At 68.0% G+C, this 21,828-nt stretch carries 18 protein-coding genes and 1 tRNA gene; 2 read left to right on the top strand and 17 right to left on the bottom strand.

What is annotated here, in order from left to right:
- Positions 1-68: 68 nt before the first annotated feature.
- Complete coding sequence (locus AB3X08_RS09300; protein WP_369937798.1) at positions 69-734, top strand: HNH endonuclease; 666 nt, start codon at positions 69-71, stop codon at positions 732-734.
- Positions 735-884: 150 nt separating this feature from the next.
- Positions 885-2,798 carry a 1-deoxy-D-xylulose-5-phosphate synthase gene (dxs, locus tag AB3X08_RS09295; RefSeq protein ID WP_369937797.1) on the top strand — a complete coding sequence of 638 codons (1,914 nt, stop codon included), beginning with the start codon at positions 885-887 and terminating at the stop codon, positions 2,796-2,798.
- 398 nt (positions 2,799-3,196) lie between these two features.
- On the opposite strand, the gene AB3X08_RS09290 is transcribed toward dxs, so the two are convergent.
- From AB3X08_RS09290 to pheT, 17 genes are all read right to left on the bottom strand, one after another.
- Positions 3,197-4,219, bottom strand: coding sequence for a TraB/GumN family protein (locus tag AB3X08_RS09290; RefSeq protein ID WP_369937795.1), 1,023 nt, complete (start codon positions 4,217-4,219; stop codon positions 3,197-3,199).
- Positions 4,220-4,276: 57 nt separating this feature from the next.
- The gene (locus AB3X08_RS09285) at positions 4,277-4,747 is read right to left on the bottom strand and encodes a cupin domain-containing protein (protein ID WP_369937793.1); all 471 of its coding nucleotides are present in this window, start codon (positions 4,745-4,747) and stop codon (positions 4,277-4,279) included.
- A 194-nt stretch (positions 4,748-4,941) separates the two neighbouring features.
- Positions 4,942-5,703 (bottom strand): WecB/TagA/CpsF family glycosyltransferase, encoded by a 762-nt coding sequence (locus tag AB3X08_RS09280; protein ID WP_369937791.1) that lies wholly within the window; start codon positions 5,701-5,703, stop codon positions 4,942-4,944.
- On the bottom strand, positions 5,690-6,499 hold the full coding sequence (locus tag AB3X08_RS09275; protein WP_369937789.1) for a polysaccharide pyruvyl transferase family protein: 810 nt from the start codon (positions 6,497-6,499) through the stop codon (positions 5,690-5,692). Before AB3X08_RS09275 ends, AB3X08_RS09280 begins: the two co-directional genes overlap by 14 nt.
- 53 nt (positions 6,500-6,552) lie before the next feature.
- On the bottom strand, positions 6,553-7,740 hold the full coding sequence (locus AB3X08_RS09270) for a glycosyltransferase family 1 protein (protein ID WP_369937788.1): 1,188 nt from the start codon (positions 7,738-7,740) through the stop codon (positions 6,553-6,555).
- Positions 7,741-7,793: 53 nt separating this feature from the next.
- A complete protein-coding gene (locus tag AB3X08_RS09265; RefSeq protein ID WP_369937787.1) occupies positions 7,794-9,299 on the bottom strand; it encodes a lipopolysaccharide biosynthesis protein in 1,506 nt (501 codons plus the stop codon).
- Entirely contained in the window at positions 9,296-10,345 is a 1,050-nt protein-coding gene (locus tag AB3X08_RS09260; protein ID WP_369937786.1) for a GDP-mannose--glycolipid 4-beta-D-mannosyltransferase, read from the bottom strand. The genes AB3X08_RS09265 and AB3X08_RS09260 overlap by 4 nt, the downstream gene beginning before the upstream one ends.
- On the bottom strand, positions 10,342-11,475 hold the full coding sequence (locus AB3X08_RS09255; protein ID WP_369937784.1) for a glycosyltransferase family 4 protein: 1,134 nt from the start codon (positions 11,473-11,475) through the stop codon (positions 10,342-10,344). Before AB3X08_RS09255 ends, AB3X08_RS09260 begins: the two co-directional genes overlap by 4 nt.
- A 43-nt stretch (positions 11,476-11,518) precedes the next feature.
- A complete protein-coding gene (locus AB3X08_RS09250) occupies positions 11,519-12,616 on the bottom strand; it encodes an acyltransferase family protein (RefSeq protein ID WP_369937782.1) in 1,098 nt (365 codons plus the stop codon).
- Positions 12,613-13,899 (bottom strand): polysaccharide biosynthesis protein GumE, encoded by a 1,287-nt coding sequence (locus tag AB3X08_RS09245; RefSeq protein WP_369937781.1) that lies wholly within the window; start codon positions 13,897-13,899, stop codon positions 12,613-12,615. The genes AB3X08_RS09250 and AB3X08_RS09245 overlap by 4 nt, the downstream gene beginning before the upstream one ends.
- Positions 13,900-14,092: 193 nt before the next feature.
- Positions 14,093-15,553 (bottom strand): undecaprenyl-phosphate glucose phosphotransferase, encoded by a 1,461-nt coding sequence (locus tag AB3X08_RS09240; RefSeq protein ID WP_369937780.1) that lies wholly within the window; start codon positions 15,551-15,553, stop codon positions 14,093-14,095.
- A gap of 317 nt (positions 15,554-15,870) precedes the next feature.
- On the bottom strand, positions 15,871-17,298 hold the full coding sequence (locus tag AB3X08_RS09235; RefSeq protein ID WP_369938498.1) for a GumC family protein: 1,428 nt from the start codon (positions 17,296-17,298) through the stop codon (positions 15,871-15,873).
- Positions 17,280-17,978 carry a polysaccharide biosynthesis/export family protein gene (locus AB3X08_RS09230; RefSeq protein ID WP_369937779.1) on the bottom strand — a complete coding sequence of 233 codons (699 nt, stop codon included), beginning with the start codon at positions 17,976-17,978 and terminating at the stop codon, positions 17,280-17,282. Before AB3X08_RS09230 ends, AB3X08_RS09235 begins: the two co-directional genes overlap by 19 nt.
- A gap of 601 nt (positions 17,979-18,579) precedes the next feature.
- A tRNA-Pro gene (locus tag AB3X08_RS09225) sits at positions 18,580-18,656 on the bottom strand.
- Positions 18,657-18,753: 97 nt separating this feature from the next.
- Positions 18,754-19,110: a MerR family transcriptional regulator gene (locus tag AB3X08_RS09220; protein ID WP_009597860.1), complete on the bottom strand. Its 357-nt coding sequence runs from the start codon at positions 19,108-19,110 to the stop codon at positions 18,754-18,756.
- Positions 19,091-19,390: an integration host factor subunit alpha gene (locus AB3X08_RS09215; protein ID WP_003466661.1), complete on the bottom strand. Its 300-nt coding sequence runs from the start codon at positions 19,388-19,390 to the stop codon at positions 19,091-19,093. Before AB3X08_RS09215 ends, AB3X08_RS09220 begins: the two co-directional genes overlap by 20 nt.
- Before the next feature lie 21 nt (positions 19,391-19,411).
- Entirely contained in the window at positions 19,412-21,790 is a 2,379-nt protein-coding gene (gene pheT, locus AB3X08_RS09210; RefSeq protein ID WP_369937778.1) for a phenylalanine--tRNA ligase subunit beta, read from the bottom strand.
- Positions 21,791-21,828 lie beyond the last annotated feature (38 nt).

Here is a 21,828-nt window from a genome sequence, read left to right as displayed (position 1 = left end):
TCCCGCTGGCAGATCCGTCCCGCTTCGATACACAAATCGTCAACAATCGGGTATAAGCTGTTTTCCCGATGGAGACAGACACAACAACGCTTGGTCTGATCGATACCGGAGCCTTCGCCGCTTCGGCCGGCGACGCGTCGCTGCCGCCACCTTCCGCTCACGCCCACCTGCCTTCGGTGCGACTGCTGTCGCTGGATGCGCATGGCCGGGTGCTGGACTGGATCAACTGGCAAGCGGCGGCCTGCCTGTATGCGCGCGGCGCGGTGGCCTGGACCCTGGGCGAGCCGTGCATGCAGATCCACGGCGGCATGTCGCGCGCCAGCGGCGAGCGCAGCGTGCTGCACCTGCATCCGATCATCGCCGCGCGCGGCCATGCGCGCTCGCGCGCGCTCGATCCCACGCCCACCTTGACCAATACCGCGCTGTTCGCCCGCGACGCGCAGCTGTGCCTGTACTGCGGCCAGCAGTTCAGCCGTCCGCAACTGACCCGCGACCACGTACTGCCGGTCTCCAAGGGCGGCCGCGACACCTGGGAGAACGTGGTCACCGCGTGTTTCCACTGCAATTCGCGCAAGGGCAACCGCACCCCACAGCAGGCGTCGATGCCGCTGCTGGCGGTCCCGTACCGGCCGAGCTGGATCGAGCACCTGATCCTGTCCAACCGCAACATCCTCGCCGATCAGATGTCGTTCCTGAAGGCGCAATTGCCCAAGCGTTCCAAGCTTTCGGTCTGAGCTGCAGGCCGGCGCGCGACGCGCCGCGCACTGCGACCGATTGCCGCACCTGCCTTGCAGCGCGGCCTGTGCCCGTATGCAACTGAACGGGTTGCTTGCCCGTGCCCGGAATGGGGAGGAAAATGGACGGTCCGCTGAACCCGAATCCCGATGATCGACCCCACCCGCTATCCGCGCCTCTCGCGCATCCAGACCCCCGCCGACCTGCGCCGCTTCGATGAAGCCGAGCTGCCGGCGATCGCGGAGGAACTGCGTGCCTTCCTGATCGAGTGCGTCGGCAAGAGCGGCGGCCATTTCGGCGCCGGGCTGGGCGTGATCGAACTCACCGTGGCCCTGCACTACCTGTACGACACCCCGGTCGACCAGCTGGTGTGGGACGTCGGCCACCAGACCTATCCGCACAAGATCCTCACCGGACGCCGCGACCGGATCCACACGGTCAAGCAGGCCGACGGCGTGGCGCCGTTCCCCAAGCGCGAGGAGAGCGAGTACGACACCTTCGGCGTCGGCCATTCCTCCACTTCGATCTCCGCGGCGCTGGGCATGGCCATCGCCCTGCAGCGCGCCGGCGACGAGCGCAAGGTGGTGGCGGTGATCGGCGACGGCGCGATGACCGCCGGCATGGCCTACGAGGCCCTGAACCACGCCGGCGGCATGGACCCGGAACCGAACCTGCTGGTGATCCTCAACGACAACCGCATGTCGATCTCCGAGGCGGTCGGCGGGGTCACCAAGATGCTCGGCCGGATGAGCGGCAGCAAGACCCTCAATGCGATCCGCGAGAGCGGCAAGAAGATCCTCGGCGACAAGAAGAGCAATCCTACCGCGCGTTTCGTGCGCCGCTGGGAAGAGCATTGGAAAGGCATGTTCGTGCCCTCCACGCTGTTCGAGGAGATGGGCTTCCACTACACCGGGCCGATCGACGGCCACGACCTGCCGGCGCTGATCGGCGCGCTGAAGACGCTGCAGACGCTGAAGGGTCCGCAGCTGCTGCACGTGATCACCACCAAGGGCAAGGGCTACGAACTGGCAGAGGGCGACCAGATCGGCTACCACGCGGTCGGCCCGTTCGATCCCAGCAAGGGCCTGGTGTCCAAGCCGGGCGCCAAGGCGCCGACCTATACCGACGTGTTCGGCGACTGGATCTGCGACATGGCCGCGGCCGAACCGGCGCTGCTGGCGATCACCCCGGCGATGCGCGAGGGTTCGGGCCTGGTGCGCTTCAGCAAGGAATACCCGCAGCGCTATTTCGACGTGGCGATCGCCGAGCAGCATGCGGTGACGCTGGCCGCCGGCATGGCCACGCAGGGCGCCAAGCCGGTGGTGGCGATCTACTCGACCTTCCTGCAGCGCGGCTACGATCAACTGGTGCACGACGTGGCGGTGCAGCAGCTCGACGTGCTGTTCGCGATCGATCGCGGCGGCGTGGTCGGCCCGGACGGCGCCACCCATGCCGGCAACCTGGACCTGAGCTTCCTGCGCTGCGTGCCGCATCTGGTGGTGATGGCCCCGGCCGACGAGGCCGAATGCCGGCAGATGCTCAGCACCGGCCTGCGCCATGCCGGCCCGGCCGCGGTGCGCTATCCGCGCGGCACCGGTCCCGGCGTGGCGCCCGGCACCACGCTGGACACGCTGCCGATCGGCAAGGCGCAGGTCCGCGCGACCGGCGCCACGCTGGCCCTGCTGGCGTTCGGCGCGACCGTGGCCGCGGCCGAACAGGTCGGGCGCGAGCTGGGCCTGAGCGTGGTCAACATGCGCTTCGTCAAACCGCTGGACCGCGCGCTGCTGCTCGAGCTTGCCCGCAGCCACGACGGCTTCGTGACCATCGAGGACAACGTGGTGGCCGGCGGCGCCGGGTCCGGCGTGGCCGAACTGCTCAATGCCGAAGGCGTGCTGCGCCCGGTGCTGCACCTGGGCCTGCCCGACGCGTTCCAGCACCACGCCAGCCGCGAGCAATTGCTGGCCGAAGCCGGTATCGACGCCGCCGGCATCCGCACGGCGGTCCTGGCGCGTTGGCCGCAACTGGCGACCGGCGCCAACGCAGCGCGTAGCGCTGCCGGCTGAGCGCGCCGGGGTTCGCCAGTCACTGCATGTGCGGCGTCGCCAGGCCAGCGGCGCGCCGCACGGCGCCGGCGCAAGGGCACCTCTAATAACTCCCATTCCGGAAGCTGCACGCTGCGTGTGGCGATGGCGTGTTTCTTTTTTCTGTCGCGGCTGAAGCCGCTCCTACACATGCGCGCCGTGCTCTTGTAGGAGCGGCTTCAGCCGCGACAGGAGGATGAAGTGGCCGTGATGCAAGGCGTCCATGAAAAACGCACCCACAACGCCACCGCGTCTATCGCCAGGGCGCCTTTGCCACTCCATGGCATCTCGAACATATCGATGCCCGAACCTGCGGGCTGTGCGTGTGGGCGTCTCGCAAGTGCATCGCCATGCCTTTTTTGGGGTTATTGGAAGTGCCCTCAAGGCGCGATCACCTCGTAGCCGCGTGCGCGCAGCCGGTCCAGCGGACCGTCTGCTTCCTGCAACGCCTGCATCGACAACACCGCGAAGCTGGAGCGGTTCTGCGCCAGCGCCCGCTCGGCCGTCTCCAGCCATTTGCCCAGCGCACGTTGGCGTACATCGCCCAGGCCCAGCTTGCGCGCGATCGCGGCCTCGCCGACCGCATCCATGCACACCCGGTACTGATCGTTGCCCGGCAGCTTGCCGAGCGCGTCGAGATCGCCCTCGGACCAGGCATTGGCGCGCTGCCGCATCGTGTCCAGGTCGCTCTGGATGACCTGCAGGGTGCGCGCGAAGCAGGTGCGGTCGTTCAGCGCGGTCGCGCGGAATTCCTGCAGCGCGCGCTTGGCGTCGGGTACTTTCACTTCCACCACTACCGGCACGATCGGCACCTTGGCGCGCTTGGCCGCGCGCTCGATCACCGGCTGCACGACGCTGGCCATGCTCAATCCGGATTTGCGCATCGCCGCTTCGTACAGCTCCTGCGCGGCGAACACCGGCCGCCATTTTTCCACGCTGGCATCGCGGCCCAGGTAGCGCGCCTTCAACGGCAGCCATTGCGCGTACAGCTCGGCCGGCAGTACCTGCTGCAGGGTCTGGTCGTCCGGATTGCGCCGCGCCTTCAGCAGCGCCGGCAGCAACAGCATGCTGCGGAACACGCCCAGGTTCGAGGACAGCGACAGGGTCGGCGCGGCGATGACCTGCTGCGACTGGCCGATCACCCGCTCCACCTCGCCCGATGCCCACTGCATGCGCTTGGGCAACGGCGACACGGTGCCCAGGATCCACAGCACATGGTCGCCGCGGCGCACCTGCCACAGCCCGGGACCCGGCTGCTGGCCGGTCACCAGTACCGCCTGCAGATCGACCACCGGCGCGGCGGCGGGCGGCGCCGGCGGTGCGGCCGGATGCGCGGCGGCCAGGCCCGCGAACGCCAGCAGCAGTGCCGCACACACGCCTCTCAGCGCACTCGTCCAGGGCATCGCGCCACTCTCCAGGAAGTCGGACCGGCGCCGGCGATCCGGCGCGTCGCGACGATATCAGTCCAATAGCTTGGGCAGGTACGCGGCCAGCGGATCGGTGGCCGGCAGCAGTTCGAAGCGCTCCCACAGAAAGCCCGGCGCCACCGCGCAGCGCACCAGGCTGTAGTCGTCCAGCGGCCGCGCCGCCTGCCAGCTGCCGGCCGGGATCACCACCGACGGCAGGCCGCCGCGTTCGCTGGCGTCCATCCGGTAGCGCTGCAGGCCATGCTGCGGATCGAAGCTCAGCAGTTCCAGCGCGCCGCCCTCCTCCCATTGCCAGGTTTCATCGGCATCGATCCGGTGCCAGTCGCTGCACTCGCCGCGCACCAGCAGGAAGCGGATCGCGGTGCAGGCCGGACGCGTGACGCCTTCGTACTGGACCTGCAGCGCGGAGGTGTGTACGCGCGCATAACGCCCGCCTTCCGGGTGCGGCAGCAGCGACAAGTCGCGCACCAAGCTGGCGATGCGAGTGGACGATTTCGTAGACATGACCCAGTGTAGGGCTGGTGGGGGAACTTGGGCTAGACCAACGGCGGCTGCGCCATACCGTCTGTCGGAGATTCCTGAACGGCCGCGGGGCGCGACCGGGCGGATCGACTGAGCGTGTAATCGCAGTCGATCGCAGCCACGTCCATGGCGGCTGCCGCGCCGCCTGCGAAGGGTGGTGCGCAGGCCGCGTCGGCCTAGCCCAGGCGCCGGCCGTTGCGCAGGCACACGCCGAAGAACACCAGCAGGTCCCAGCTGTAGCGCTTGAGCAGGCGCCGTGGCTCGCGCAACAGGCGGTACATCCACTCCATGTGCAGCCGGCGCACCCAGGCCGGCGCACGCTGGGCGTTGCCCGACAGGAAATCCAGCAGCGCGCCGACCCCGAACAGCAAGCGCGCCTCCAGCTGCGCGGCATGGTCGAGGATCCAGGTTTCCTGCAGCGGATTGCCGAACGCCGCCAGCACCACGTCCGCGCCGCTGGCGTTGATGCGCTCGGTCAGGGCCGTGCCCGCGGCCGTGAACTCGGCGTAGCCGTCGCAGGTGCCGACCACGTGCTGGCCCAGCGTCTGCCGCAGCGTCTGCGCGGCGGCCTGGGCCACGCCGGGCCGCCCGCCGAGCAGGAAGAAGCGCAGCGGCCGCCGGCTGTGCCGGCACAGGTAGGGAATCAGGTCGGTGCCGTTGAGGTTGCCGGCGAAGCGGCGGCGATGCACCAGCAGCGCGCCCAGGTCCATGCCGATGCCGTCGTTGACGATGCGCACGTCCGGCGCACGCAGGCGCTGGCGCAGCGCCTGGCACTGCACCACGAAATTGGTGTTGGCGAAGAACACCTGGCGCTGCTCGCCGCGCGCCTGCGCCTGGAACAGCGAGTGCGCGAACGCCGCTTCGGTGGTGCGCAGGATCGGATAGCCGCCCAGCGCCAACACTTCCGCACGCTCCGGCGGCAGATCACCAGAGGTCATGGGGAAAGCTGTCCAGAAGACCGCGCTGCACGCCATGCAGATCGAACGGCGCATTGCCGCCCAGGGCCAGGCATTCCTCGACGTTGCCGCCGGAATGCCACTGCATGCGCCCGGTGCCGTGATAGTAGTCGTCGTACTTGAAACGGTCCTCGCCGTTGCCCCAGTCCAGGTAGACCGACGGAACGCCGTAGGCCTCGGCCAGGATCAGGCCATGCAAGGAACTGGACACCACCAGCTCCGCCCCCAGCAATTGCCGCACGAAGCCGGCCGGTTGCCGGTTGGGCAGCACCAGCCTGTCCTTGTAGCCGGCGTATTTCTCCGACGGCTCGTTGAAGTGCGGCACGATCAGGAATGGCTGCCGCTCCGCCGGCGGCGACAGCGCTTCGCGCGGGAAGAACAGCGGCATCAGCAGGCCGGGGTCGCCGTAGATCTCCGGCACGTCGATCCCGCGTTCGCGCAGGAACGCGCGGGTCTTGGGGCCGCGCACGGCGCGCACGTCCAGGCTGCGGAAGCGATGCCGATCGGCCGGGATCTTGCCGTTGACGCCGCTGCCCCACACCGTGTCGCCATCGCTGGCGAAATGCAGCACCGAGCCGATCGCGATCAGGCGCTTGCGCTTGTCGCGCTTGTCCAGCAAGGTGCGGTCACGCTGCCCCAGCACGTTGGATACGATGATCTTCGACAGGTGATCGCCGACGTTGATCTCCCCGTTCTTGGGCTTCCACCAGAACAGCGCGCGGCGCTCCTCGTAGTCGATCCAGCGTTGCAGGGCGGACCATTTTTGCAGTGCAGACATGCGCAGGACTCCTGTTGCCGCGCGTACGGCGGTCGATGGGCGAGAGTGCGGGATCAGGCCGGATCCGCCGCGAACAGCCGGGTCTCCGGATAGGCCGACGGATCCAGGACGCGGTCGGTGGTTTCGGACCAGCTCAGGCATTGGCGGTGGCGTACGTGCGGCGCGTGCAGCGCCTTCTCGATCGCCGCGACGATCGACGCCTCGTCGCCCGGGGTATAGCCGAAGCGCGACTGGTAGCTGCCGACCACCGCGTTCGGACACACCGCCGGCAGGCCGAAGAAATCGTATTGCAGCAGCTTCATCGAACTGTCGGCCAGATACACCGGCACCTGCTCCGAGGCATACGGCGCGATGCCGAAGCGCGCGTGCTTGATGTAGCGGATGGTCTCGGCGTGCTTCATTTCGCCGTACACCACCACGTTGTCGCCGTAGCCCGGCGCGCGGCCCATGCCGGAGCCGATCACGTGGAAGGTGACCTGCGGGAAGGCGCGGCTGGCGGCGACGAAGAACTCCGGATCGAACAGCATCGAGCCGACCGCCACCGCGTGGATGCCCTCGCCATACGGCGAAGGGTCGCCGAGCGTGTCCAGGTTGTGGTCCACGCCGTGGCCGACATGGAACACGTTGTGGCGGCTGGAGATCTCATCGGCCATCGCCGGCGACACCAGCGCGATCACGTCCAGGCTCGGCGCCACGCGGTCGAACTCGCGCTCGATGTAATCGGCGACGTTGATCGTGCTCAGGCCGTCGGAGGCGCGGTAGACCTTGCGCGCGGTCGGGTTGATGCGTGCCGCCAGCTCGATGAAGGCCACCGCGATGCCGCTTTCGAACACGATCACATCCGCTTCCTGCATCCAGCGCAGCAGCGTCGCCGGCGGCTTGGCCGCGTACAGCTTGAACATCAGGTCTTCCAGCGGCCGCAGCCAGCGCCGCCGGGTGTTGAACGGATGCAGCGGCGCGCGCCACAGGTAGCAATCCACGCCGTTGTGCTTGACCACGGTGTTGGCGGTGGCGTCCAGCGGCAGCCGCAGGTCGCCCTTGAGCCGCGACAGCAGGCTGTAGCGCAGCGAGAAGAAGCGTGTGGTGCCGCGCTTGGCCAGCTCGTCGGCGATGAAGTGGATGTTGGCGCGGCGCGGCGTGCGGTAGTCGTGCGCCGACAGCACCAGATAGCACGGCGGGCGGCCGGCGAGGGCCGCGGCCGGTGCCGCGGCGAGCGTCGCCGATGCGGAAGAATCGCTCATGCCATCGCTCCTTTGCGGTAGAGGGGTGTCGGAGAAAATCGCCGGATCGCGGGTCATCGTTTGGCCCTGGCATCGCGCAGCAAGGTGCGCATGTTGAGGATCGCCATCACGTCGCGGCGGAACGCCGGCCACAGCGCGAACACCAGCACGCAGCCCAGCGCCATCGCAACGCCGCCCACCGCCAGCTGCTGCCACAGCGAACCGCCGCCCCACTGCTGCGCGGCGAAGTACGCCGCCGCGCCGGCCACGCCGTAGCCGACGATCGCGCGCAGGCCGTTGTTGAATAATTCCAGCGCCGGCACCTGCGGCGCCACCTTGGCGACCCAGATCACCGACAGCGGCCACATCACCAGCAGGCCCAGCGTGTAGCCCACGGTCACGCCCATCACACCCCAGGCCGAGCCGGCGAAGATGCAGGCGATCAGCAGCACCCGCCCGACCACCGAATACACCAGCTGTTCGCGCATCAGGCCATGCGCCAGGAACACCCAGTAGGTGGCGTAGGACGCGGTCTGGAAGATGCCGCCGAGGGTCAGGACCTGGAACAGCGGCACCGCCGGCCGCCACTGTTCGCCCAGCACCAGCACGATCAGCGGCAGCGCCAGCGCGCAGGCGCAGGAAAACAGCGCCACGATCAGGTGCACCATCACCGTCTGCCCGCGCAGCAGGAAGTTGCCGAAGCGCGGCGCATCGTCCTGCAACTGCGACAGCACCGGCAGCGCCACCGAGGTGGCCGGCGCATTGATCTGGTTCAGCGGCATCATCAGCAACTGGAACGCGCGGTTGTACAGGCCCAGCGCCTCGGCGCCGATGCGGTGGCCGATGATCACCTGGCCGACGTTGCGGCTGGCGTAGCCGAGCAGTTGCGCCGCCATCAGGTTCCAGCCGAAGCTCAGGAACGCGCGCATCGGCGCGGCGCGGCTATAGCCGCGCGGCAGCCAGCGCGCGCAGGCGCCGGCGATCGCCAGGTTGACCAGGGCCTGCACCACCTGCTGCCACACCAGCGCCCAGTAGCCGTAACCGGCCAGGGCCACGCCGACACCGGCGAGCAGGCCCATCACCTGCGCGCCGACATCGCTCAGCGATACCTGGCCGAAACGCAGCCCGCGACTGAGATGCGCGCGATACTGGGTGGTCATGCCGTTGAGCAGGAAGGTCACCGCCAGCGCTTGCGAGATGCCCAGCAGCGCCGGCTCGCGATAGAAATGCGCGATCCACGACGAGGACAGGAACACCACGACCGCCAGCACCAGGCCGATGCCGCTGTTGATCCAGAACAGGTTGTCGCGCTGCTCGCGGCTGACGTGCTTGGCCTGGATCGCGGCCGAGGACAGGCCGAAGTCGCGCAGGATCTCGGCCATGCCGACGATCGCGGTGACCATCGCCATCAGGCCGTAGTCGTACGGCGTCAGCAGGCGCGCCAGCAGCACGATGCCGCCGAACTGCACCACCATCTTCGCCAGTTGCCCGGCCATGGTGACCGCGGCGCCGCCGGCCGCACGCGACCCCAGGCTGCGCTCCGGCGGCGCCGATGGACGCGGCGTTTCGGCCGCGCTCATGCCCGTGCCTCGCCGCGCACGCCGCGCGCATCCAGATAGCTGCGGTAGTGCTGCACGCCGATCGCGCTCCAGTCGCGGCGCGACAGGTCGGGCATCGCGTCGGCCGGCAGGCGCCGCGCCTGCGCCAGGGCGTCGGCCAGCTGCGCGGCATCGAGCTCGCCCCGATACAGCAGCACCCACTGCGGACCGACCTCTTCGGCGATCGCCGCAGTGGCCTCGTTCCACGGCGCCAGCACCGGCCGCGCCAGCGACAAGGCCAGCAGCAGCGTGCCGGAGTTGTGCATCTGCCGGTACGGCAACACCACCAGTTCGGCCTCGCCGACTTCGTGCGCGAGTACCTCGTCTTCCACGTACTGCAGGCGCGCGCTGATCCGCGGATCGGCGGCGCAGGCCTGTTCGACCACGGTGCGGATCTGCGCATTGATCGGATTGCCGGCGATGCGCAGGCTCAACGCCGGATCGGGCAAGGCCTGCAGCGTCGCGATCAGGGTTTCCACGCCTTTGTACGGACGCAGCAGGCCGAAATGCAGCAGCCGTCCCGGCACCCGCGGCGGCCGCGGCATCGCCGCGTACCAGTCGCGGTAATGGCCGTGCAGAATCGTGTCGGTGGCCGGCGCACGCTCCGGCGTGGTCGCGTTGATGCGGATCCAGCGCGCGGTCAGGCGATCGGTCCAGCGCAGCAGCAGCCGCTCGCGCCAGCCCTTGTCCTCGTGCGGGGCGACGTTGTGCAGCGTGCGCACCAGCGGCACGCCGGCGAGCTTGAGCCGCAGCAACAGCAGCGCCATGCACGCCTGTTTGGCCAGCGTGCCCACGGCGGTGCGGTGCCGCATCATGTATTCCGGCCAGTGCACGTGCAGCACGTCGTAGCGCGACAGCAGCGCCGCGCGCATCGAGAAGAACCGCAACTGCACCTGTTGCGGCAAGGCCGCGTACAGCTGGGTCAGGTACGGATTGGTGGTCGCGCCGGGCCGCTCGGTCGACAGCAGCACGGTGACCGGCGGCCCCGGCACGCGCGCATCGCCGCTGCAACGCGGTTCGCCGCTCATCGCGCGCCCTCCGTCGTGCCCAGCGCCGCGCGGTATTCGTCCAGGTAGGCGCCGACCACGTGGTCCCAGTCGTAGCGCTGCGCATAGGCCATGGCCGCCTGCCGCTGCGCGGGGAACGTCGCGTCGGTGGCGGCGGCATAGGCCTGCACCGCAGCAGCGCCGCGCTGCGGATCGGCCGGATCCAGCAGCACGCCTTGCGCCGATTCGCGCACCAGGCGCGCGAACGGCGGAATATCGCTCAGCACCGGCAGCAGGCCGGCGCTCATCGCTTCGACCGCGGCCAGGCCGAAGCCCTCGTGACGCGACAGGCACACGAAGTACTGCGCGCTGCCGAGCAGCTGCGCCAGTTCCTCCTGCGAGGGCGCCACGCGCAGCTGCACGCGCTCCTGCAGGCCGCGTTCGGCGATCGCCTGCAGCAGATCGGCATGGCTGAAGTCGTATTCGCGCCCGGCCACGATCAGCTGCCAGGCCGGATCCTGCGCCGCCAGCGCACGCAGCAGATCCAGCGTTTCCAGCAGGCCCTTGTTGACCGACCAGCGCCCGAAATAGATCAGCGTGCGCCCCGGCGTGGCGTTGCCCTGCCCTGCGAACTTGCTCACATCCACGCCGTTCTCGATCACCCGCAGGCGCTGCGGTGCGACCACCGCCGAGAACACCTGGCCATCGTTCTCGCTGGTCGCCACGACCCGCGCATAGGCCCGGGCCGAGGCCCGGGTCAGCGTCTTGAACCACAGCATCTTCAGCCGCGAGGCATAGGTGGTATGGAAGAAGCCGCCATGGGTGGAGACGATCATCGGCGTGCCGTGCAGGATCCGTGTCAAGGCCAGGAAGTCGTAGAAGAAATCGATGCCGTGCACGTGCACCAGATCGGCGTCGCGCAGCGCGGCGAGCACCTTCGGCGCCAGCGGATAGCGCGAGGAACCGCGGAACGGCAGCCGCACGATCGGCACGCCCTGATACGCGTCGCGCTGCGCAAGGCGCTCCTGCGGCCGGGTGAAGACCCGGTCCAGGGTGACCACCTCGACCTGATCGCGGCCCTGCTGCAGATGCCGCCGCGCGATGTTCAGCACGACCTCTTCCATGCCGCCCACGGACGGATGGAACTGGCGCACGACGTGAACCACCTTCATTGCGCGCTCCCGCAGGACCACATGCCGCATTGCGATAGCGCCATCAATTCGCCTCCTGTCTTGCCGGCTCGCGCCGCAGCCCGATCATCCACGGCGCCACGCGCACGATCACCGCGCGCATCGGAACGCTGGCGAGCACCGCCAGCACGCTTACCGATACCGCCCAGGCCGGCCCCCAGGCATCGCCGCGGACCAGGCCGGTGCGGCTGGCCACGCCGGCCATGACCGAAAAAAACAGCGTATGCGTGCACAGGATCAGCAGGGTGTTGCGTCCGATCCACTGCAGCCATGCCCACTCCTGCACCAGTCGCGCCACGCACAGTGTCATCGCGCTGCCGAGCAGGCTGGCGGCGAGGAAACCGAGCGGCGAATGGCCGAACTTCATCATGTTGACGTCCACCCGGCCGTTGTTCCAGGCGATCGCGAACCACGCCACACCTAGCAGCAACGCCGCCAGCGCGTTGCCCGTGCGACTGGTCGGAAGCAGGCCGCTGCGCTTGGCCGCGGCCGCGCCGATCGCGAAGAAGCACAGCGACACCGGTAGTACATCCAGCGCAAACGGAAGCCGGTAATCCTGGGTCGGGAACCAGGTCGCCCAACCCCAGGCCAGCAGCAGCGACAACACCGCCAACACGTCCAGCGACAGCCGCCGGCGCAGGTACAGATAGCTCAGCGTGGTCACGAACAACGCCGGCAGGAACCATAGCGCCGGCATCACGTAGAGCTTGGGTCCGATGCCGCTGACCAGGCCCAGCAGCGGCTCCCACCACGGCCGGTCGCCCCACAGCTGCGCCTTGGACCCGATATTGCGGGTCAGCATCCAGTACGCGTACGCCACCATGAAGAATGCCAGATACGGCAGCAACAGGCTGCGCGCCAGCTTGGTCCAGATCGCCATGCCCAGCGGGCGCTTGCCGAACGCCTCGCCGACCCAGCCGGACAGCACGAAGAACATCGGCACATGGAAGCTGTAGGCCAGGATCACATAGGCGTGCGGGATGCCCTTCGCGTGACCGAACACCACCAGCAGGATCGCCAGCGCCTTGGCCGCATCGATGCGCGCATCGCGCGTGCCGCGCACGCCAGTACGGGTCGGCTGCTCGGCCAGCACCGTCTGCAGCGTCTGCGTGGCGGCGCTCATGTCGCCACCGCCGCACGCGGCGTGGGGCCGGTGGCCGGCGGCAACGCGGCCGGTACTGCGCACCGCGGCACCATCTGCCACAGGCAGCCGCAGACGAACCACCACAGCGCCGCGGTCTTGATCGAGAAGTAGCCGTTGGAAACCAGCAGGCTCAACGCGAACGCGAAGATCAGCAGGTTCTTGAACAGCTGGCCCTCGATCGTGCGCATCAGCATCGCGAACGAATAGGCGAGCAGGAACGCCAGCACCAGCACCACCGACTGCGAGGAGATGAAATAGGCGATGCCGCTGTCGAAATATTTGTACGGCGTGTCGAAATCCAGGCCCAGCCACGATTCGGCGGTCATGTTGCGGATCGAGTACACGGTGAAGAACACCCGCCCCAGGGTGGTGTCCTCGTAGCTCTGGATGCCGGACGCCCACACCATCAGCCACGCGCCCAACAACACGCCGAAGAAGATCAGAAAGCCCAGGCGCTGGTCCATGCGCAGCAGCAGCGGGCTCAGCGCGACCATCATCACGCAGGTGCCGGCGGCCAGGCGTCCGTCCGAGGCCACGATCAGGAAGCCGATCATCGCCACCGACGCGGCGATGCCGACCGGCCGCATCCAGCGCCAGAAGGTCAGCAGGATCGCGGTGAAGAAGATGATGAAGTTGCCCATCGTCACCGGCTCGATGAACACCGAGGACGCGCGCGGCAGGTTGGAGGACGGCAGGAAGTTGCGCGCGCCCGGCCGGGTCGCGCTGACGAACAGGTTGCTGTCCTGGTTCCAGAAGCTCGATGCGCTGGCGCCGCGCGCATTGACGAAGTAGCTCTTCGGGTTGACCACGTCGCCGTACACCTTGGGCAAGGCCAGCTCGAACGCCGCCACCAGCGACACGATCAGCGCCATGCGCAGGAACAGCTTGGGCAGCGAGCCGGTATAGGCCGCGCCCAGCACCAGGAACGCGAACGGGATCAGCGCGTCGCGGAAGAACTTGGGATCGATCGACCAGACCAGGAACAGCCGCACCAGCATCAGCAGCGCCAGCAGGCCGATGCCGGTGAACACCATCGCCGTGCGCTTGCGATCCAGCGACCACAGGCCGATCAGGAAACAGGCGCCATAGATCGCCAGTTCCGCCACATAAGTCATGGCCGGGCTGACCCGGAACACCTTGGCGTTCACCACCGCGAGCAGGAAGTTGTAGCCGATGGCGAACAGCAGCACCAGCTCGATCAAAAGATTGCGGCGCTGCTCGCGCAGCGACAGCGGTGGCGCATCGATGGCGGCGTTCAGCACGCGACACCTCGCTGCGGCGACGCCGAGCGCCACGCACAGACAGTGGCACGGCCCGCGCGCACGACACCGCGGCAAGCGACCTCGATGGGGTTGCGGCACACGGCCCAGCCGCCGCCGTCCCCGCCACCGGCGACGACGACGGGGCGGCGCCGGCAGTGGGGACGGTCGGCGCGATAACGGTACATCGGGCGCATCAGTAGGCGGTCTTCTGCCCGAGCACCTTCACTGCGGTGAGCACGATGATCCGCGTATCCAGCCACAGCGACCAGCGCCGGATGTAGTCCAGATCGTACTGGATGCGCTTCTTCATCGTCCGCAGCTCCGGCGTCTCGCCACGGAACCCGTTGACCTGGGCCCAGCCGGTGATGCCCGGCTTGACGTAGTGCCGCTGCATGTAATGGTTGATCAGCTTTTCGTAGTGCGTGTTGTGCTGCGCCGCATGCGGACGCGGCCCCACCACCGACATGCTGCCGCCCAGCACGTTGAACAGCTGCGGCAGTTCGTCCAGGCTGCTGCGGCGCAGGAACGCGCCGAACGGCGTGACACGGCTGTCGCCACGCTTGGCCTGCACCACCACGTCGCTGGGTTCCTGCTGCACGCGCATCGAGCGGAACTTGTACATGTAGAACTCGCGCCCGCCCAACCCGTGGCGGCGCTGGCGGAAGAACACCGGGCCCGGCGAACTCAGCTTCACCCCCACCGCGATCGCCAGCATCAGCGGCCACAGCATCGCCAGCGCGACCAGTGCGACCAGCTTGTCCTGCAGCGCCTTGGCCACCACGAAGTAGGTGTTGCGGTCCACCCCGCCCTGGCGCAGGTTGATCACCGGCACGTTGCCGATCTGGTCGCCGGACTGGTTGAGCATGCCGAAATCGAACAGGTCCGGGATCAGCCTGACCTGGATCGGATAGCGGTCCATCTGCTGCAGCAGCTGCTTGATGTGGTCGCGCTCGCCCAGCGGCAGCGAGATCCATACCTGCTCCACCTCGTTGTTGTTGAGGTAGTCGATCAGCGATTCCGGCGTACCGGCGCCCAGGCACTGCAGCTTCTGCGGATGATCGGCCACCGACAGGTCGTAGTCGCTGCTGAAATAGCCGACCAGCTGCATGCCCACCCACGGATTGCGGCTCAAGTAGTTGTGGATCTTGACCACCGGATGGCGCAGCCCGACCACCACCACGCGCTGCACGTCCACGCCTTCCGAACGCAGGTGGTTGAGCACGCCGCGCACCACGGTGCGCGAGACCAGCAACGTGGCCAGGCTGGTGGCGAACCACAGGCCGATCCACAGCCGCGAGACCTGCTGCCCGAACTGCACCACGAAGGCATGCATCGCGAACAGCGCGAACACGCCGCCGCAGGCCAGGCTCAGCACCATCATTTCGCGCATCAGGCCGCGTCCGCGCCAGCTGCGGTACAGCGGGAACAGCGCGAAACAGATCACCGCGTACAGCAACGTGGTGCCGATCGCGACGCGGTAGGACGCCTCCGGCATCCAGTTGCCGAACAGCAGCCGGTGGGTCAGCAGCGCACCGGCGACGATGACCGTCAGGTCCGACACGCGCAGCAGGATGTCCGCGGCGGCTGCATATTTGCTCAGCAGGCGCGGGGACGACGTTGTATAGGTGGCGCTACTCAGGTCTGCCAGAAGCATGGTCGGGATTCCCATCCAAACTCGGTCGGTGGCATGCGGGGGAACATGCGACGTATGCGAGCCTCGATCTCATCTGCCAGTGGACCGCTGCGGTGCCTTCCTCACCGACCCCAGGTCCACGGCAGCCCGTGTTTATTTCAACAGCACCGCGACTGCGTACAACCGGTCAGGAAAATAATGGAACACCTCTGTAGTTAGCTGAACCACGTATCACCTCACTGAAGAATTTGCGTAATAACCATGACGATGTGCCTGCGTCGTCGCATCGACCGCGACCGCGATCACGGCGCAACGCGACAGGCGTCGCGCCGCGCGCCTCATGCCGCGGCCGCCGCCTGCGCTTCGCGCAGGAAATAGCGGATCAGGGCGATGGCGATCGCCGAGAACAGGCCGAACACGAAGGCCAGCGCCAGGTTCAGCAAGGTCTTCGGCGAACTCGGCTTGCCCGGCACATCGGCGCGGTCGACGATCGACACGTTGTTGGTGCCGACGTTGCCGGCCACGCCGATCTCCTTGTAGCGCTGCAGCAGCGCGTCGTAGAGCTGGCGGTTGGTGTCGGCTTCGCGGCGCAGCATGTTGTAGCGGATGCTGCGCGTCTGCAGGTCCAACTCGTCGTTCTTCAGGCTGGAGATGCGTTCGGACAGCAAGGTCTCCTGCTGCCGCGCCGCTTCGTAGTCGTTCTTCAGCGCGCTGCGGATGTTGGCGATCTCGTTGCCGATCTGGCGCTTGTTCTCGGCGATCTGGTTCTGCAGCCGCTGCATTTCCGGATAGCCGGGCTGGAACGTGGCCAGCTTCTGCTGGTAATCGGCGGTCAGCTTGGCCTGCTCGGCGCGCAGGCTCTGGATCAGCGGGCTGGTGATCACCTGCGGCAGGCCCATGCCATCGCCGATTCCGGCCTGGCGCCAGGCCGCCTCGGCCTTGATCCGCGCATCCTGCGCGGCGGCCAGGCGCACATTCAACTCGCTCATGTTCTGCGTCGGCAGCGACGGCTTGTCATCGCCCAGCGACACGATCTGCTCCTGGCTGGAATAGTCGACCGTGTTCTTCTCCGACTCTTCCACCTTGTCGCGCAACTGCTCCAGCCGCTCGGACAGGTACTTGGCGGCGAACGAGGACGCCTGCAGGCGCCGCTCCTGGGTGGAGGCGATGAACATCTTGGCGTAGGTGTTGGCCACGCGCGCGGCCAGCACCCGGTCGGGCGAATCGAAGTTGATACGCACCAGCCGCGAATCGCGCACCGGCTCGATCGTCAACGCGTCCAGCACCGGGCCGACCAGCGCGCTCTCGGCGGCGGCGGCACGCGCTTCCGGCGACGGGGCACGGCCGTCGCCATTGCCCTGCAGCTTCTCCAGCGCCTCGTCCACCAGTGGCTTGAACGTCGGATCCTGGGTCAGACGCGCCTCGCGGATCACCACCCGCGCCAGCGAGCGGCTGCCGAGCAGTTCGTACTGGGTCTGGTAGAAATCGCGGTCCTGCGGCGACTCCACCGGCATCAGGTTGGCCACGTTGGTGACGTTCAAGGACTCGCGCTCGATCTGCAGCACGCTGGTGGCGCGGTACTTGGGCGTCATCAATAACGTTACCAGCAGCGCCAGCGCGACCACCGCCACGGTGATGCCGACGATCAGCCAACGCTGCCGGTACAGGGCGTTCCAATAGTCCAGCAGGCTGATGTCGGCCGGGCTCAGCGGGGCGGAAGCGGGACGGGTGTGCATGCTCGAGGAACTCATCGGTATGCCCGCCAGACCATGACGAACGGGGTCAACTGCACCATGGTGCGCAGCAGCACCAGCGCATCGGAGCGGTACACCACGACGATGTCGCCGCCATAGATTTCCGGATCCGGCGAGACGCCCTTCTGGATATCGCGCAGATCGAAACGGGCCAGCATCTTCTGCCCGCCGACGTTGCGGAACACGATCACGTTGCCGCGGCTGGCCACATCGCTGACGCCCTTGCCCAGCGACAGCGCCTGCTGCAGGGTCAGCGCCGGGCCGACGATGGGGTAGATGCCCGGCTCGCTGACCGCGCCGGTCACGGTGACCCGGTTGCCGGTGAACTCGTCGACCAGCACCGACACCTGCGGGTTCTGCAGATAACCGTTGCGGTAGCGCTCGGTGATGTCCTTCTGCAAGGCATTGACGCTGAGACCGGCGGCCTTGATGTCGCCGACCAGCGGCAGCGAGATGCGGCCTTCGTTGTCGACCCGCACCTGCCGCTCCAGGTCGTCCACCTGGAACACCTTGACCGTCAGCAGATCGCCGGGGCCGAGCAGGTACTCCGGCTTGCCCATGGAAGCGGCCAGTGGATCGCCTGGCGGCAATTCCGTCCGCATCTTCGATCCGGCGCTGCAGCCGGACAGAAAGACCAGACAAGAAAGGGCCAAACACAATGCCCAGTTGAACGTACCGGAGAGTTTACCCATGCGCGATGCAGACGCCCTCTGTCGAGTGGTTTTGGGAACGCCGCACTCCTCCATCCGGCCAGCGCTCCATCACCGGTCGGGTAAGACGATTGCAGCGTCATTTCCTGCCTGGGACGACTGCCCAGGCCAACAGCGAAGTCTCGTGTTGCAGTGCACTATGGCACAGCTACCGGCCCTCACCAAGACATCATGCGGCATTTTTTTGACGCTATACCGCGTGGATTCAAGTACATGTCCGAATATTCAGCATAGCCAACGAAGCCGCGTCGCAAAATACACGACGTTAACGTGACGCATGTCAAGCGGTTGACGGCCCTCTTCCGCAGTTCGGCGTCGGTTTTCCGTCCCGGCCTTCAAAGGCGCTGCAGCGGCTTCGGCAGGCACCGCATCGCCGCGGGCGCGTTTGTCTACACCTTCGTCCGAACCGGGGTTTACGGCTCGCCGGGGTCCGAGCGGCAGCGACCCGAGGCAACGCACCTCCACGCGGGCGATCGCGATAACCACTTGCCGCCGCCGCCGCAGGCCGCGGATTGCCGCCGCCAGGCGGCCCAGACGCCGCAAAACGAAAAAGGCCCATGTCGCTGACATGGGCCTTCGAAGATGGTCGGGGTAGCCGGATTCGAACCGACGACCACTAGTCCCCCAGACTAGTGCGCTACCAGGCTGCGCTATACCCCGGTAAAAACTCCGCCGTTGCGGCGGCTCCGCCTCGCGGCGAGCTGGCGATTATAGCGGGATTGGCGCGGGCATTCCTAGCCGGTTGCGCCGTTGCCGCTCAGCGCCGCAGCAACTGCAGCACTTCTTCCAGTTCCTGCCGCACCTGCTTGATGATCTGGTTGCTCAGCGCCGACTCCTGCCGCGCGCCCTCGCCTTCCAGGCGCAGACGCGCGCCGCCGATCGTATAGCCCTGTTCGTACAGCAGGCTGCGAATCTGCCGCACCATCAGCACGTCGTGGCGCTGGTAATAGCGGCGGTTGCCGCGGCGCTTGACCGGTTCCAGGCTGGGGAATTCGGTTTCCCAGTAGCGCAGCACATGCGGTTTGACGTCGCACAGCTCGCTGACCTCACCGATGGTGAAGTAGCGCTTGGCCGGAATCGGCGGAAGTTCGCGGTTACTGCCCGGGTCCAGCATAAGCCTCCACTCGCTCCTTGAGCTTCTGTCCCGGGCGGAAGGTCACCACCGTCCGCGCCGAGATCGGAATTTCTTCGCCGGTCTTGGGATTGCGACCGGGCCGTTGGTTCTTGCGGCGCAGATCGAAGTTGCCGAAACCGGACAGCTTCACCTGCCGTCCCTGCTCCAGCGCATCGCGCAGCACATCGAAGAAAGCATCGACGAATTCCTTGGCCTCGCGCTTGTTCAGCCCGACTTCGTCGAACAACCGTTCGGCCATTTCCGCTTTGGTCAACGCCATTGCCCTGCTATCCCCTACGTCTCAGCCGCGAATCCGCGCATCGTGTTCGCGCGCCAGCGCCGCCACCGCATCGGCGACCACGGCATCCACATCGCGATCCGTCAGAGTGCGCGAGTTGTCCTGCAAAATCAAGCCCATAGCGAGACTCTTGAAACCCGCCTCGACCCCCGGCCCGACGTAGCGGTCGAACAGCACCACGTCGCGCAGCAACGGCCCGACCGCGCCGCGCACGCTGCTCGCCAGCGCCGACCAGGCCACCGCCTCCGGCACCAGGAAGGCCAGGTCGCGACGCACCGACGGGAACCGCGACAACTCGGCGGCACGCGGCAACGCGCGCGCCGCCAGCGGCGCCAGGTCGAGCTCGAAGCCGAGCACCTCCACGTCGATCTGCATCGCCTGCAGCAGGCGTGGGTGCAGTTGGCCGATCCAGCCGATCCGCGCGCCATCGCGGTAGACGTCGGCGGACCGGGTCGGATGCGCGAACGGCAGCGCCGACGGACGGTAGTCCAGGCGCGCGCCGGCGGCGCTGGCCAGCGCGTCCAGGTCGCCCTTCAGGTCGTGGAAGTCGACCTTGCGCGCCGGCACGCCCCACTGCAGCGCGTCGGCATCGCCGCACACCGCGGCCGCCACGCGCTGCGTCTCCGCCGGCGCGGCGCCGGCCGTCGCCGCGGCCTCGAACACCTTGCCCAGCTCGAACAGGCGCACCCGCCCGGCCTGCCGCGCGACGTTGCGGCCCAGCGCCGCGACCAGACCGGGCAGCAGCGACGGACGCATCACCGCCAGTTCGGCGCTGAGTGGGTTGGCCAGCGCCACGCGTCCGTCCTGCCGGCCCCACTGGTCGAGCAACGCCGCATCGACGAAGGCGTAGTTGATGGTTTCCAGCATCTCGCGCGCCACCAGTTGGCGGCGCACGCTCAGTTCGTCCAGCTGCGTCTCGCTGCCCATGGCGATGCGCGAGGCTCCGCCCGGCAGCGTGGTCGGCAAGCGGTCGTAACCGTGGATGCGCGCCAGTTCCTCGATCAGGTCCTCTTCCAGGGCGATATCGAAGCGGCGGCTCGGCGCGGTGACCTGCCAGCCATTGCCGGCTGCCACGACCTCCATGCCCAACGCGCGCAGGATGCGCTCGATGTCGGCGCCGGCGATCTCGATGCCGAGCACGCGCACGATGCGCGCGCGGCGCAGCGTGATCGGCGCCGGCGTCGGCAGGTGCTCGCGCAGTTCGGCCTCCACCACCGGGCCGGCGCGGCCGCCGGCCAGTTCCAGCACCAGCCGTGTCGCCAGCTCCAGCGCCGGCCGCGGCAGCGCCGGGTCCACGCCGCGCTCGAAACGGTGGCCGGCATCGGTGTGCAGGCCGAGCTTGCGCCCGCGGCCCATGATCGCTGCCGGCGCGAAGTGCGCCGCTTCCAGGAACACATGCCGGGTCGCATCGGTGACGCGGGTGTCGTGGCCGCCCATCAAGCCGGCCAGGGCCACCACGCGGTCGCCGTCGGTGACGGCCAGGAAGCCGTCGTCGAGCGTCGCGTCGCGGCCATCGAGCAGTTTCAGCGTCTCGCCGGCGCGCGCGCGACGCACGCCGACCGGACCATGCAGCGTCTCCAGGTCGAAGGCATGCATCGGCTGGCCCAGTTCCAGCATCACGTACTGGGTGATATCCACCAGCAGCGACACCGGACGCACGCCGCTGCGGCGCAGGCGCTCGGCCATCCACAGCGGCGTTTTTGCCGTCGGGTCGAGATCCTCCACGACGCGGCCGCAATAGCGCGGCGCATCGCCGCCGGCCTGCAGGCGCACCTCGAGCTTGCGCTCGCTGGTCACCGCGACCGGCTCGGCCGCGAACGGCAGTACTTCGCTGGCGCAGGCTGCGGCCACGTCGTAGGCGATGCCGCGCACGCCGAAGCAATCGGCGCGGTTCGGGGTCAGCTTGATCTCGATGCTGGCGTCGGGCAGCCCGAGGTAGTCGCTCAGCGCCTGGCCGATCGGCGCGTCGTCGGGCAGTTCGAACAGGCCCGAGGCATCGCTGTCCAGGCCCAGTTCCTTGGCCGAACACAGCATGCCGTTGGACTCCACGCCGCGCAGCTTGGCCGCCTTGATCGCGATGCCGCCGACCTGTGCGCCGACCAGCGCCAGAGGCGCGACCAGCCCGGCGCGCGCGTTCGGCGCGCCACAGACGATCTGCAGCAAGCCGCCCTGCCCGGCATCGACCTGGCACACCTGCAGCCGATCGGCTTCCGGGTGCCGCACCGCTTCGACGATGCGCGCCACCACCACCTGCTGCAGCGACTCGCCAAGCGGCGTGACCTCCTCGACCTCCAGGCCGATGGCGGTCAGGGTCGCGGCCAGTTCATCGCGCGTGGCCTGGGTGGGAACGTGGCTGCGCAGCCAGTTTTCGCTGAATTTCATTGAGGGGCCGGGATTGGGGATTCGGGATTGGAGATTCG

The sequence above is a fragment of the Xanthomonas sp. DAR 34887 genome (genome assembly GCF_041245805.1).
Classification (GTDB): Bacteria; Pseudomonadota; Gammaproteobacteria; order Xanthomonadales; family Xanthomonadaceae; genus Xanthomonas_A; species Xanthomonas_A tesorieronis.
The sequence above is the reverse complement of the archived record's forward strand: the minus strand, read 5'-3'. Positions and strand labels throughout refer to the sequence as shown.